Source organism: Planomonospora corallina, from assembly GCF_042650625.1.
Taxonomy (GTDB): Bacteria; Actinomycetota; Actinomycetes; order Streptosporangiales; family Streptosporangiaceae; genus Planomonospora_B; species Planomonospora_B corallina.
In genome coordinates, this window is the sequence record NZ_JBHSBM010000012.1 from 264,704 (window position 1) to 278,222 (window position 13,519).

The following is a 13,519-nucleotide window of genomic DNA, read 5'->3' on the forward strand; positions in this document are numbered from 1 at the left end:
CCCTTAACGGTGCAGATCCCGGATTCCGGCGAGCAGCGTTGGCGCCAGTCCTGGTAGGGATACCAGAATATCCGGTAGCGAGGGGTCGTCCTGGTTGTAGGTCAGCTCGGAGCCGTCGATCCGGCTCGCATGCGCCCCCGCGGCCAGCGCGACCGCCACCGGCGCCGCCGAATCCCACTCGTACTGCCCGCCGGCGTGCACGTACGCCTCCACCTCGCCGGTGAGCACCGCGCAGATCTTCGCGCCCGCCGAACCGATCGGCACCAGGTCCGCGCCGACGAGATAGGCGAGCCGCTGCACGAACTCCGGCGGCCGGGTCCGGCTCACCGCGATCCGCGGCCTGCCCTCCCGCGGCCCCGGCAGCACCGGCGGCTCCGCCGTGGAGAGCGTCCGCCCCTGGGCCGGCAGCGCCACCGCACCCGCCACCAGCGCGCCCCGCTCCCAGAGCGCCACGTGCACCGCCCAGTCCGCCCGGCCCTCCTCCGCGAACTCGCGGGTGCCGTCCAGCGGATCCACGATCCAGACCCGGTCGGCCGTCGACCGGCGGGAGGCCAGCCGCTCCTGCTGGGTCGCCTCCTCCGACAGCACACTGTCACTCGGGCGCAACCGCTCCAGCGCCCCCATCAGGAACCGGTGCGAACCCGCGTCGCCCTTCGCCCGCAGCGCCGCCGGGTCGCCGAAGCCCTCCTCCTTGCGGAGCACCAGCAGCCGCTCGCCGGCCTCCGCCGCCAGGTCTCCGGCCAGGACATGATCGTCGCGAATCGTCATCAGTACGCTCCAGCCCCTCGCGCGACAGCCGACCAAGTTTTCCAGAGGATCTGCAGGTCCAGCATGAGGGACCAGTTCTCCACGTAACGTAGGTCCAGTCTGACCGATTCCTCCCAGCTCAGGTCCGACCGCCCGCTCACCTGCCACAGGCCGGTCATCCCCGGCCGCACCACCAACCGGCGCCGGACGTCGTCACCATACCTGGCCACCTCCTCCGGAAGCGGAGGCCGGGGACCCACCAGCGACATGTCCCCCCGCACCACATTGATCAGCTGCGGCAGCTCGTCCAGCGAGTGCCGGCGCAGCCACGCTCCCAGCGGCGTCACCCGCGGATCATGCCGGATCTTGAACAGCACCCCGCCGTCATCGCTCACCAGCGCGATCTTCCGCCGCTCCGCGTCGCTCACCATCGTCCGGAACTTGTAGATCGTGAACTCCGCGCCGCCCCGGCCCACCCGCGTCTGCCGGAACAGCACCGGCCCCGGCCCCGACATCCGCACGGCCAGCGCCAGCGCCAGCAGCAGCGGCAGCAGCACCACCAGCAGCAGACCCGCCCCCACCCGGTCGGAGAGGCTCTTCAGCACCCGGCGCACCCCCACCAGCTCCGGATGGTCCACGTGCAGCAGCGGCAGGCCCGCCACCGGCCGGATCGACGTCCGCGGCCCCGCCACGTCCATCAGCGCCGGGGCGACCACCAGGTCCGTGCGCGTCCTCTCCAGCCGCCAGGCCAGCCGGCGCAGCGCCGCCCCGTCCATCTCCGGGCAGGCCAGCACCGCCACCGTGTCCGCCTCGGCGCGGCCCACCACCAGCGGCACATCGCACAGCCCGCCCAGGACCGGGACCCCCGCCACCTCGGCCCCGCCGCCGCGCGGCACGCACGCCCCCACGACCTCCATGCCGTGGTAGCGCTCCCGGCGCAGCCGCTCCACCAGCTCGGCCACCCCCGCCCGGTGCCCCACCGCGACCACCCGCCGCATGCACCCGCCCCGCGCCCGCCTCAGATGCAGGGACCGGCGCAGGCCGTACCGGGCCAGCAGCGTCAGCACCGTGCAGAGCGGGACCGCCAGCACCACGTAACCCCGCGCGACATCCGTCTTGGTCGCGTACGCGCCCACCGCCAGCGCCGCGGTCACCATGAACCCGCACTGCAGCACCCGCTGGAACTCCTCCGGCCCCAGCCCGATCAACCGCGCCTCGTACGCCCGGTTCAGCGCCACCGCGCAGACCCACACCAGCGGCAGCGCCGCGCTCAGCACCACGTACGGCACCACGTACGGCGTGACCTCACCGAACCGGACGAAGAACGCCACGGCCCCCGACAGGGACGCGCACCCGAAGTCGGCGACGACGGCCCGCGCCCGGTGACCGCGCACCCATCCCGGCTCCCGGGAACGAGCCGCCGGCACGGACCCCGACACCACCTGGAGAGCGGTCACGTCACGCACGCACACCCCTCCGCGTAACCATTCGTATACCGACAGTCATGGAATGGTATCGACGGGCAGAAAGAACGGAGGGTTGAATTGAGAGAACGCTTACCCCGCCGCGCCGCACGGGCCACGGCCACGCGCCCCGGAGGGCCCGGACCGCACAAGGGCCACGGCCACGCGCCCGGACGGCCCCGGGACGCCCCGGCAGGGCCCACCGCCGGCCCGGACGGCCCCCGGGACCGCGCGGACGGTCAGCGCGGCGGGCCCGAGAGCTTCAGATCAAGCGGGTGGAAGGCGTTCTGCGTCGCCTCCAGCCCCGCCCGCACCAGCGACTCCACCACGTCGGCCGCCCGGTCCACCAGGAACGCCAGCTCCTTCCGCTCCGCGGTGGCGAAGTCCCGCAGCACGTACGAGGCGACGTCCATCCGGCCCGGCGGCCGGCCGATGCCGAACCGCACCCGCAGGTAGTCGGGCGTCCCCAGGGACCTGGTGATCGACTTCAGCCCGTTGTGGCCGTTGTCGCCCCCGCCCAGCTTCGCCCGGAGCGCGCCGTACGGGACGTCCAGCTCGTCATGGACCACCACCACCCGCGCCGGATCCACCTTGTAGAAGTCCGCCAGCGCCTTCACCGGCCCGCCCGACAGGTTCATGAACGACAGCGGCTTGGCCAGGACCGCGGAGACCCCCGCCACCCGGCCCTCCAGCACCTCCGCCCGCGACCGGTGCGCCTTGAAACGCCCCCCCGCCCGCGCGGCCAGCTCGTCCAGCACCATGAAGCCCGCGTTGTGCCGGTTCCCGGCATACTCCGGCCCGGGATTCCCCAGACCGACCACCAGCCAGCGGTCCACGGCCGGCACCCCTTCCATATGCGCGTCAGGGCAGCCCGGTCCCGGACTGCCCTGACAGGTGTAGCAGAGAACTACTCGGCGGACTCGGCCTCGGCGGCCTCGGCGGTCTCGCCCTCGGCGGCCGCCTCACCCTCGGCGGCCTCGCCCTCCTCCGCGGCCGGCTCGGCCTGCGCGGCGGAGACGACCAGGACCAGGGACTCCGGGTCGGCGACCAGCGTGGTGCCCTTGGGCAGCTTCAGCTCACCGGCGGTGATCTGCGCACCGATCTCCAGGCCCTCGACGCTCACCTCGACGCCCTCGGGGATGTGGGTCGCCTCGGCCTCGACGGAGACCGAGACCAGCTGCTGGTCCAGGATGCCGTCGGCGACCTCACCGGTGACGGTGACCGGGATGTCCACGGTGACCTTCTCGCCGCGCTTGACCAGCAGCAGGTCGACGTGCTCCAGGAAGCCCTTGATCGGGTCCCGCTGCACGCCCTTCGGCAGCGCCAGCTCGTTGACCGCGCCCTCGAGACGGATCAGCACGTTCGGCGTGCGCAGGGCCAGCAGCAGCTCGTGGCCCGGCAGCGTCAGGTGCTGCGGCTCCGTGCCGTGCCCGTAGAGGACGACGGGCACCTTGTGCTCGCGGCGGATCTTGCGGGCGGCGCCCTTGCCGAGAGCGGTGCGCGGCTCGGCCTGGATGACTACTTCGGACACGGCGATCTCCTAGGGATCTCGATGACGGAAAAAGCGCGCTCCCCCTCACCCGCCCTAGCGGAAGGCGTTACGAGCGCACGCAACCCAAGCAGCCTACCGGCTCCGCGCAGGACTCCGTCCCCGCACGGCCCCGCCACGGCACCACGCAGGACCCCGCCCCCGCACGGCCCCGCCACGGGCACCGCGCCGCAGCGGCGCGGCGCCGTACGGCGGCCCCCTCCCGGGTGGAACGGCCTAGCTGTCGCCCTCGAACATGCTCGTCACCGAGCCGTCGCTGAACACCTCGGTGATCGCCCGCGCGATCAGCGGCGCGATCGACAGGACCGTCAGGTTGTCGAACCTCTTCTCCTCCGGGATCGGCAGCGTGTTCGTGACGATCACCTCGGAGATACGGGAGTTCTTCAGCCGGTCCACCGCCGGGTCGGAGAAGACCGCGTGGGTCGCGGCCACCACCACGTCGGTGGCGCCCTGCTCGTAGAGCGCGTCGGCGGCCTTGCAGATCGTGCCCGCGGTGTCGATCATGTCGTCGATCAGCACACAGGTCCGGCCCTTCACCCGGCCCACGACCTCGTTCACCTTCACCTGGTTGGCCACGTCCAGGTCACGGCGCTTGTGGATGAACGCCAGCGGCGTGCCCAGCGTGTCCGCCCAGCGCTCCGAGAGCCGCACCCGGCCGGTGTCCGGCGAGACCACCGTGGTGTTCGCCAGGTCCAGCTTGTCCTTCAGGTAGTTCACCAGCACCGGCATCGCGAACAGGTGGTCCACCGGGCCGTCGAAGAACCCCTGGATCTGCGAGGTGTGCAGGTCGATCGACATCAGCCGGTCCGCACCGGCCGTCTTGAACAGATCCGCCATCAGCCGGGCCGTGATCGGCTCGCGGCCCCGGCCCTTCTTGTCCTGCCGGGCGTAACCGAAGAACGGCATGATCACGGTGATCCGCTTGGCGGAGGCGCGCTTCAGCGCGTCCACCATGATCAGCTGCTCCATGATCCACTGGTTGATCGGCCCGGTGTGGCTCTGGATGACGAACGCGTCGCTGCCCCGGACCGACTCCTGGTAACGGGCGTAGATCTCACCGTTGGCGAAGTCGCGCAACGTGGTCGGGCTCGTCAGGATGCCCAGATGGCTGGCCACCTCCTCCGCCAGCTCCGGATACGCGCGCCCGGAGAAGAACATCAGTTTCTTCTCGCCGGTCTGCTTGATGCTGCTCATTCGGAGGTGCTCCCCTGCTGGTCTCCGGCCTCGGCGGCCCGCTGCGCCGCCTCGGCCGATCTGGTGCCCGGGCGCTTGCGCACCGTCCACCCTTCAATGTTGCGCTGCCGCCCGCGGGCCACCGCCATCGCCCCGGGGGGCACGTCGTTGGTGAGCACCGAGCCGGCCGCCGTGTAGGCGCCGTCCCCGAGGGTGATCGGCGCGACGAGCATGGTGTCGCTGCCGACCCGGACGTGGTCGCCCACGGTCGTATGGTGTTTCTCGACCCCGTCGTAGTTGACGAAGACGCAGGAGGCCCCGATGTTGGAACCCTCCCCGATCGTGGCGTCGCCGACGTAGGTCAGGTGGGGGACCTTCGAGCCCTCGCCCACCCGGGCGTTCTTCATCTCCACGTAGGTCCCGGCCTTGGCCTTGCGCGCCAGCACCGTCCCCGGCCGCAGATAGGCGTACGGCCCCACCATCGCCTCCGGGCCGATCTCCGCCTCCACGCAGACGGCGTTGCGGACCACCGCGCCCTCACCGACCACCGTGTCCGTCAGCGTCGAGGCCGGACCGACCTCGGCCCCCTCCGCGACCACCGTACGGCCGTGCAGCTGGGTGCCCGGATGGACCACCACGTCCTGTCCCAGGACCACGTCCACGTCCACCCACGTGCTGGCCGGATCGACCACCGTCACCCCCGCCTGCATGTGCTCCTCCAGCAGGCGGTCGTTGAGCACCCGGCGCGCGAAGGCCAGCTGCACCCGGTCGTTGACGCCCTCCACCTCGACGTGGTCGGCCGCGACGTGCGCGCCCACCCGGTGCCCGTCCTCGCGCAGGATCGACAGCACGTCGGTGAGGTACTCCTCCCCCTGCGCGTTGGCCGACGACACCCGCTTGACCGCGTCGGCCAGCAGCAGGCCGTCGAAGGCGTAGACGCCGGAGTTCATCTCCCGGATCGCCCGCTGCTCGGGGGTGGCGTCCTTCTCCTCGACGATCGCCAGGACCGCCCCGGAGGCGTCGCGCACGATCCGGCCGTAGCCGTGCGGGTCCGGGACCTCGGCGCTGAGCACCGTGACGGCGTTGCCGTCCTCCGCGTGCCTGGCCAGCAGCCCCGCCAGCGTGCCGGTGCGCAGCAGCGGCGTGTCGCCGTAGGTCACCAGGACCGTGCCGTTCACGGTGCCGACGGCCTCCAGGACCGTCCGGACCGCGTGGCCGGTCCCCCGCTGCTCGGCCTGGACCACGGTCCGGACCTCGGGAGCGGTCACCGCCAGATGCGCCTGGACCCGCTCCCGCTCATGGCCGATGACGACGATCAGCCGCTCGGGCTCCAGCCCTCGGGCGGCGGCGAGCATGTGGTCGACCAGCGCGCGGCCGCACAGCTCGTGCAGGATCTTGGGTGTTCTCGACTTCATCCGGGTGCCCTCGCCTGCGGCGAGGACGATGACGGCGGCCGGGCGCGGCACACTCACGGGCGAGGCTCCCTCGGCATCGCGACTGAGACATGACGAAACGGGATGACGTACGGCTACCGCCGGGGCACCGCACCGTCACCCGCTCGACAACGTGAGGATACCTTCCCGCGGGGAATCCCCTCAGCCGCCCAGACACGTGCCGAACCGGATAAAAATCACAGCTCCGGCACCAGGACTCGAACCTGGACAACAAGGACCAAAACCTTGGGGGCTGCCAATTACCCAATGCCGGACTGCCGCGCCTCTCTGGATGCCGAGATCCAGACAGAGCCGACTCATCCACCTTACCGAGAAGCCATGCGCCTCGCCCACCTACAGACCGGCCGTCACCCCCCGCATCCACCCCTCGATCCGCTTGTACAACCATGCCGAGCGGCGCACATCGACACGGAGGCAACCGTGATAGCCCTCCCCGACGTTGTGGCGGACCGTGCTCGGGTTGTGCCGCTTCAGCGTCGGGTTGCCGAACAGCCTCTCGTCGGCCCCTGTGACCGTCCGCCAGTACGCGGGGGCGCCCTCCACGTCGGCGCTCTCGTGGATCATCACCCGGAAGACCAGATCATCCGGGGCGACCCCGGCCACCTCGACGAAGCGGAGGAAGAGTTTGATCAACCCGGGGTCGCTGTTGACGAAGACGACCCGCTCATGTCTCCGGCCCGGCTTGTTCTTCGTGCCCTCGCACCAGTAGGCCACCGCCCCCAGGATCAGGACCTGCCGGTCGGACAGGGGTCCGACCTCCGCGGCCGCCTCGTCCACGACCGCTTTCCGGGCCGCCTCCCTCTCGGCCTGCTCCCGCTCCCAGTAACGCCTCCAGCCTTCGGCGGTCCGCCTCCTGCCCTCCTCGGAGCTCGGCCGGACCGGTCTGGGAAGGTCCCTGACCCACAGGGAGACCGAGGACCGGGAGACGCCGAGCTCCTGCTCGATCTCCTTGTAGGTCCGCCCCTGGACCCGCAGCTCCCGCGCCCTGCGCCGCAGGTCGTCCTTGGCGTTGGCGCGGAGCCGGGAGCCGGGCGGGACGGCGTCCCGGAGCAGCTCGTTCACCGCCCAGTCGCTCGCCAGGCCGAGAACCTCCTTGATCTGCGCCCGCGAGCGGCCCTCCGCTCTCAGAGCCGCGGCCCGGTCGCGGAGCTCCTCGTGATGGATCACCTGATCGGAAGTCATCTCCACAGGGGAACACCAGTTTCAATCACCTTCCATGTTCAAGCGGATGCAAAAAGTAGTCATGGGTCCCGGCGTGCGTGGCGTGACAGGTCCGCGGGACCGCCGGCCGGGAGCGGACCGGAGCCGAGGCGGGCGCCAGGACCGGGACCGGGGCGGGAAGGACCGGGGTGGGAAGCCGGGGTCGTGGTCCGGACAGGACCCCGGCCGCTCCGGGGAGCGCTCCGGGAACCCGAGGCCGGGATGGGCTCCGCCTATGGCCGGTCGCGTGCCGTACGACCTGGCGCACGACCGGCGGGCGGCGCGGGACGGGATTAGCCGGGGCCGCTGGGGGCAGTCACAGTGCCGGGACCTGTACCAGGCCGACCGGCGGGAGGCAAGTCTCGGTCATGCCAGGAAATCGACCGTCAAAGACTCCGTTTCCCCTTGTTGGCTCCTTGGGGGGTTCTAACTTACTGTTGCGTAGGTTACGGTGGCGTAGCCAAGCAATGTGCACGCTTCAGCTGATCTTCATGAGGTACCCGCATGACAGTCGTATCCGACCGCCCCGCCCCCGCTCCCAAGCCCGAGTTCGATCCCGAGGTGAAGAGCCGCGCCGAGCTGATCACCTTCGGCGTGGTCGTCGGCGCGCCACTGGTCGCCCTCGCCGCGGCGATCCCGTTCGCCTGGGGCTGGGGACTGGGGTGGACCGACGTCGCGATCGCCGTCGTCTTCTACCTGGTCTCCGGGCTGGGGGTGACCGTCGGGTTCCACCGCTACTTCACGCACGGGTCTTTCAAGGCCAAGCGCCCGCTGAAGCTGGCCCTGGGCATCGCCGGCAGCCTCTCGCTGGAGATGTCGGTGCTCGACTGGGTGGCGACCCACCGCAAGCACCACAAGTTCTCCGACAAGGAGGGCGACCCGCACTCGCCGTGGCGGTTCGGCCCGGGTTTCAAGTCGATGGCCAAGGGTCTGCTCTGGGCGCACATGGGCTGGCTGTTCGAGCCGACCCGCACCAACCGTGAGAAGTACGCCCCGGACCTGCTGAAGGACCCGGACATCATCAAGCTGCACCGGTGGTTCCCGGCGCTGGCGATCTTCTCGCTGGCCGCGCCGGCGGTCCTGGGCGGTCTGCTGACCTGGTCCTGGTGGGGCGCGGCGACGGGCTTCTTCTGGGGCACGCTGATCCGGATCGGCCTGCTGCACCACGTGACCTGGTCGATCAACTCGATCTGCCACGTCTTCGGCGAGGAGGAGTTCGAGTCCCGCGACAAGTCGCGCAACGTGTGGTGGCTGGCGATCCCGTCCTTCGGTGAGTCGTGGCACAACCTGCACCACTCCGACCCGACCTGCGCCCGGCACGGCGCGCTCAAGGGCCAGATCGACATCAGCGCGGCCATGATCCGGCTGTTCGAGAAGGCCGGCTGGGCCTACGACGTGCGCTGGCCGACCCCGGAGCGGCTGGCGGCGAAGCGCATTGGAGGCTGACCGAGACCGGTCCGAGGGAGCCGTCCTCGCGGCAGCTGAGCGGGACCGGTCCGAGAGGGCCCTGCCGGCAACTGAGCGGGACCGGTCCGGAGAGACCGTCCTCGCGGCGCCGGCGGCGGAGGTCACCGGCCCGCCCGAGGGGGCCGCTCCGGCGGCCCCTTCCGGTACGGCGCCCGCCACCGCGCCCGTCACCGCGCCTACCGGGATGCCTATTGGGGGCATTATGGGACGCGTGAGCGAACCTCGGCGAAGGATGACCGGCAAGGAGCGCAGGGAGCAGCTGATCCAGATCAGCCGTTCCCTGTTCGCGGAGAAGGGGTTCGACGGCACCTCGGTGGAGGAGATCGCGGCGCACGCCAACGTCTCCAAGCCGGTGGTCTACGAGCACTTCGGCGGCAAGGAGGGCGTCTACGCGGTCGTCGTCGACCGGGAGATGCAGAAGTTGCTGGGCATGGTGACGGAGGCGCTGTCGGCCTCGCACGCGCTGGTCAAGCTGGAGCGGGCGGCGATGGCCCTGCTGGCCTACGTGGAGGAGAACAGCGAGGGTTTCCGGATCCTGGTGCGCGACTCGCACGCGGCGTCGGGGACGGGCACGTTCGCCAGTCTGATCAACGACATCGCCAGCCAGGTCGAGGACGTCATGGTGGACGAGTTCGCCAGGCGCGGTTACGAGCCGAAGCTGGCGCCGATGTACGCGCAGATGCTGGTCGGCATGGTGGCGCTGACCGGCCAGTGGTGGCTGGACGTGCGCAGGCCCGCTCGGGAGGAGGTGGCCGCGCATCTGGTGAACCTCGCCTGGAACGGCCTGACGGGCCTGGATCCGCGTCCTCGGCTGACGGCGGCCTCCCGGGAGGGTCTGCAGACTCCGCTCGCGCAGCGTCCGGTGGCGGCGCGGGCCGAGCAGGACCGGCCGGTGGAGCGGGAGCGGCCGAGCGAGAAGGAGCTGCGCGAGCAGGAGAAGGCCCGCGAGCGGGAGCTGAAGGAGCTGGAGAAGCTCCGCGAGCGCGAGCAGCGCGAGGCCGAGAAACTCGCCCGCGAGCAGGAGAAGGCCCGCGAGCGGGAGCTGAAGGAGCAGGAGAAGCTCCGCGAGCGCGAGCAGCGCGAGGCCGAGAAACTCGCCCGCGAGCAGGAGAAGGCCCGGCAGCGGGAGCTGAAGGAGCAGGAGCGGCTCCTGCGCGAGCAGGAGAAGGCCCGCGAGCGGGAGCTGAAGGAGCTGGATCGGGCCCGGCTCCGGGAGGCCAGGGCCGCCGAGCGGGAGGCCACGAGGCTGGCGAAACTGGCCGATCAGGGCGGCTCGCGTTCCGGAGCGTGACGGGCCGGTGTGCGGTTACGGACCCGGAGACACCGCCGGAGCATGACGGGCCGGTGCGCGGGTGACGGCTCGGGGGGCGCGGCCGGCGATGCGCGGGGACGCCGCCGGAAAGCAACAGCGTCCGTTGAGCCGAAATTAACGTTCCGTTCAACGAAATCGGGCATTGTGGTCATATGTCCGCAGAACTTGCACCCCCCGATCAGGACGGGCTCCCCCTGCCGCAGGAACGTTTTCTCAACCGGGAGGAGAGCTGGCTCCAGTTCAACCAGCGCGTCCTGGAACTGGCGGAGGACCCCTCCCTGCCGCTGCTGGAGAGGGTCAGGTTCCTGGCGATCTTCGCCAGCAATCTGGACGAGTTCTTCCGGGTGCGGGTGGCGGGGCTGCGGCGCCGGATGGCCACCGGGCTGCTGCTGCGCACCAAGAGCGGGCTGAAGCCCCGCGAGGAGCTGACCAGGATCGCCGCGATCGCCGACGGTCTGGCGCAGCGGCACGCGGCCTGCTTCCACGAGCGGATCCGCCCCCTGCTCACCGCCGAGGGCATCGAGACCATCCGCTGGAACGATCTCAGCAGGGACGAACGCACCGAGATGCGCAAGCTGTTCCGGGAGCGGATCCGCCCGGTGCTGACGCCGCTGGCGGTCGATCCGGCCCACCCCTTCCCCTACATCTCCGGCCTCTCGCTCAACCTCGCGGTGACCGTCCGGAACCCGGTGACGGGTCACACGGTGTTCGCCCGGGTGAAGGTCCCCAGTCAGCTCCCGCGTTTCCTCGCGGTGTCCAGGGACCGGTTCGTCCCGCTGGAGGACGTGATCGCGGCCCATCTGGGCCAGCTGTTCAAGGGCATGGAGGTGGTCGAGCACCATGTCTTCCGGGTGACCCGCAACGAGGACCTGGACGTGGACGAGGACGTCACCGAGAACCTCATGCAGGCGCTGGAGAAGGAGCTGCTCAAGCGGCGGTTCGGCCCTCCCGTGCGGCTGGAGGTGGAGGACACCATCACGCCCGAGGTGCTGGACCTGCTGGTGGACGAGCTGGGGGTGGACGAGCACGAGATCTACCGGCTGCCGGGCCCGCTGGACCTGACGGGACTGCACGCGATCGCGGACCTGGACCGGGGGGAGCTGAGCTTCCGGCCGTTCGTGCCGGCGGAGGTGGTGCACGTCGAGGACGACATCTTCGCGGTGCTCCGTGAGCGGGACGTGCTGCTGCACCATCCGTACGACTCGTTCGCCACGAGCGTGCAGCGCTTCATCGAGCAGGCCGCCGCCGATCCGGACGTGCTGGCCATCAAGCAGACGCTCTACCGGACCAGCGGCAACTCCCCGATCGTGGACGCGCTGATCGACGCGGCCGAGGCGGGCAAGCAGGTCGTCGTGGTGGTGGAGATCAAGGCGCGGTTCGACGAGCACGCCAACATCAGCTGGGCGCGCAAGCTGGAGCGGGCGGGCTGCCACGTCGTCTACGGCGTGGTGGGGCTGAAGACGCACTGCAAACTCTCCCTGGTGGTCCGGCAGGAGTCCTCCGGGGAGCTGCGCACCTACTGCCACATCGGCACGGGGAACTACAACCCCAAGACCGCCCGGCAGTACGAGGACCTGGGGCTGCTGACGGCCGACCCGCTGGTCGGCGAGGACGTCACGGACCTGTTCATCCATCTGACCGGTTACTCCAGCCACTCGGCCTACCGGCGGCTGCTGGTGGCCCCGCACTCGCTGCGGGGCGGGTTGCTGGCGAGGATCGAGCGGGAGATCTCCCACCAGCAGGCGGGCCGGGTGGCCAGGATCAGGTTCAAGACGAACTCGCTGGTGGACGAGCCGGTCATCGACGCGCTGTACCGGGCCTCGCAGGCGGGTGTGCCGGTGGACCTGTGGGTACGGGGAGTGTGCACGCTGCGGCCGGGTATCCCGGGGCTGTCGGAGAACATCCGGGTCAGGAGCGTGCTGGGACGATTCCTGGAGCACTCGCGGATCTACGAGTTCGGGCAGGGGCGCCGGCCGGAGGTATGGATCGGCAGCGCCGATCTGATGCGCCGCAACCTGGACCGCCGGGTGGAGGCGCTGGTGAAGGTCACCAGCCAGCAGCACCGGCTCTATCTGAGCGGCCTGCTGGACCGGGCGATGGCGGAGGGGACGGCGGCGTGGTGGCTCAACGCGGACGGCACCTGGACGCGGCAGCGGGGTGACGACCTGCAGAGCCACCTGGTCGCCACACGGCGGTGGAGGTCGGTCGATGACTGAGGGACGGGCCCGGCCGGACGGTGAGGTCCGCGCGGCGGGGGCGGTGGTGTGGCGGGGCGAGGAGTCCGCTCCGGAGATCGCGCTCGTCCACCGGCCGAGGCACGGGGACTGGTCGCTGCCGAAGGGCAAGCTGAAGCCGGGCGAGCACGTGGTCGCGGGAGCGCTGCGCGAGGTGGCGGAGGAGACGGGGGCGGCCGTGGTGCTGGGCCGGCCGCTGCCGACGGCCCGTTACCTGGTGGACGGGCGGCCCAAGCGGGTCGACTACTGGGTGGCCCGCGCGGTGGCGGAGGGGGATCCCTCGGCCGCGGACGAGGTGGACGAGGTGGCCTGGCTCCCGCTCGAGGAGGCCTGGCGGCGGCTGACCTACGAATGGGACGCGGAGCTGGTGCGCACGCTCGCAGGGGCTGCGCTGGTGACGGCTCCGCTGGTGCTGGTCCGGCACGGGACGGCGGGGTCCCGGGACCGCTGGGAGGGCGACGACGACCTGCGCCCGCTGGACGGGACCGGCCGGGCACAGGCGGAGGTGCTGGCGGAGGTGCTCGCCGCCTGGCGTCCGGTGGAGCTGGTCAGCTCGCCGAGCCTGCGGTGTGTGCAGACGCTCCAGCCGTACGCGGAGCGGGCGGGCGTGGGGATCCGCGGTGAGCCGCTGCTCTCGGAGAGCGGCTACGATCCCGGCCCGTCGCTGGCGGTCGCCTCGGCGGTGCTGGCGTCAGGTGTGCCCGCGGTGCTGTGCAGCCACGGCAAGGTGCTCCCCCCTCTGATCGCCGGGCTCACCGGAGCGGCGGAGGAGGAGGTGCGGCCGGACAAGGGCGCGTTCGTGGTGCTGCACCACGCGAGCGGCCGGATCGCCGCCGTGGAGTGCCATCCGGCCTGAGGCCGTGCCGGGCCCGCCCGGAGGAGGTCTCCGCCTGGGATGTCCGTTCCGGCGGCCGGGGCGC

11 protein-coding genes and 1 tRNA gene are annotated in these 13,519 nt (G+C 71.2%); 4 read left to right on the plus strand and 8 right to left on the minus strand.

From position 1 onward, the window contains the following. Positions 1-3: 3 nt before the first annotated feature. The 8 genes from ACFOWE_RS09155 to ACFOWE_RS09190 form a co-directional block, all read right to left on the minus strand. A complete protein-coding gene (locus ACFOWE_RS09155; RefSeq protein WP_377286759.1) occupies positions 4-768 on the minus strand; it encodes a 3'(2'),5'-bisphosphate nucleotidase CysQ in 765 nt (254 codons plus the stop codon). Then, positions 768-2,213, minus strand: a complete 1,446-nt coding sequence (locus tag ACFOWE_RS09160; protein ID WP_449301205.1) for a sugar transferase — start codon at positions 2,211-2,213, stop codon at positions 768-770. The genes ACFOWE_RS09155 and ACFOWE_RS09160 overlap by 1 nt, the downstream gene beginning before the upstream one ends. Before the next feature lie 236 nt (positions 2,214-2,449). Further along, positions 2,450-3,064, minus strand: a complete 615-nt coding sequence (pth, locus tag ACFOWE_RS09165; protein ID WP_377286760.1) for an aminoacyl-tRNA hydrolase — start codon at positions 3,062-3,064, stop codon at positions 2,450-2,452. 53 nt (positions 3,065-3,117) lie between these two features. Further along, entirely contained in the window at positions 3,118-3,741 is a 624-nt protein-coding gene (locus ACFOWE_RS09170; protein ID WP_377286761.1) for a 50S ribosomal protein L25/general stress protein Ctc, read from the minus strand. Between the two features lie 234 nt (positions 3,742-3,975). Then, positions 3,976-4,953: a ribose-phosphate diphosphokinase gene (locus ACFOWE_RS09175; protein WP_377286762.1), complete on the minus strand. Its 978-nt coding sequence runs from the start codon at positions 4,951-4,953 to the stop codon at positions 3,976-3,978. After that, positions 4,950-6,404 carry a bifunctional UDP-N-acetylglucosamine diphosphorylase/glucosamine-1-phosphate N-acetyltransferase GlmU gene (gene glmU / locus ACFOWE_RS09180; protein WP_377286763.1) on the minus strand — a complete coding sequence of 485 codons (1,455 nt, stop codon included), beginning with the start codon at positions 6,402-6,404 and terminating at the stop codon, positions 4,950-4,952. The genes ACFOWE_RS09175 and glmU overlap by 4 nt, the downstream gene beginning before the upstream one ends. Positions 6,405-6,568: 164 nt before the next feature. Continuing rightward, positions 6,569-6,640 (minus strand) — tRNA-Gln (locus ACFOWE_RS09185). A 79-nt stretch (positions 6,641-6,719) separates the two neighbouring features. Continuing rightward, on the minus strand, positions 6,720-7,568 hold the full coding sequence (locus ACFOWE_RS09190; RefSeq protein ID WP_377286764.1) for a hypothetical protein: 849 nt from the start codon (positions 7,566-7,568) through the stop codon (positions 6,720-6,722). A gap of 522 nt (positions 7,569-8,090) precedes the next feature. Between ACFOWE_RS09190 and ACFOWE_RS09195 the strand changes: the two genes are divergently transcribed. The 4 genes from ACFOWE_RS09195 to ACFOWE_RS09210 all read left to right on the plus strand — a co-directional run bounded on the left by ACFOWE_RS09195 (position 8,091) and on the right by ACFOWE_RS09210 (position 13,455). Continuing rightward, positions 8,091-9,032: an acyl-CoA desaturase gene (locus ACFOWE_RS09195; RefSeq protein WP_377286765.1), complete on the plus strand. Its 942-nt coding sequence runs from the start codon at positions 8,091-8,093 to the stop codon at positions 9,030-9,032. A gap of 232 nt (positions 9,033-9,264) precedes the next feature. Continuing rightward, on the plus strand, positions 9,265-10,344 hold the full coding sequence (locus ACFOWE_RS09200; protein ID WP_377286766.1) for a TetR family transcriptional regulator: 1,080 nt from the start codon (positions 9,265-9,267) through the stop codon (positions 10,342-10,344). Positions 10,345-10,517: 173 nt separating this feature from the next. Beyond that, positions 10,518-12,581, plus strand: coding sequence for an RNA degradosome polyphosphate kinase (locus ACFOWE_RS09205; RefSeq protein WP_377286767.1), 2,064 nt, complete (start codon positions 10,518-10,520; stop codon positions 12,579-12,581). Continuing rightward, positions 12,574-13,455, plus strand: coding sequence for an NUDIX hydrolase (locus ACFOWE_RS09210; protein ID WP_377286768.1), 882 nt, complete (start codon positions 12,574-12,576; stop codon positions 13,453-13,455). Before ACFOWE_RS09205 ends, ACFOWE_RS09210 begins: the two co-directional genes overlap by 8 nt. The last annotated feature ends 64 nt before the right edge of the window (positions 13,456-13,519 follow it).

Coding starts and splice junctions, on each gene's coding strand:
- ACFOWE_RS09155 (WP_377286759.1), bottom strand. CDS start 768: ATGACGATTCGCGACGATCATGTCCTGGCCGGAGACCTGGCGGCGGAG.
- ACFOWE_RS09190 (WP_377286764.1), bottom strand. CDS start 7,568: ATGACTTCCGATCAGGTGATCCATCACGAGGAGCTCCGCGACCGGGCC.
- ACFOWE_RS09195 (WP_377286765.1), top strand. CDS start 8,091: ATGACAGTCGTATCCGACCGCCCCGCCCCCGCTCCCAAGCCCGAGTTC.
- ACFOWE_RS09205 (WP_377286767.1), top strand. CDS start 10,518: ATGTCCGCAGAACTTGCACCCCCCGATCAGGACGGGCTCCCCCTGCCG.
- ACFOWE_RS09210 (WP_377286768.1), top strand. CDS start 12,574: ATGACTGAGGGACGGGCCCGGCCGGACGGTGAGGTCCGCGCGGCGGGG.
- ACFOWE_RS09175 (WP_377286762.1), bottom strand. CDS start 4,953: ATGAGCAGCATCAAGCAGACCGGCGAGAAGAAACTGATGTTCTTCTCC.
- pth (WP_377286760.1), bottom strand. CDS start 3,064: ATGGAAGGGGTGCCGGCCGTGGACCGCTGGCTGGTGGTCGGTCTGGGG.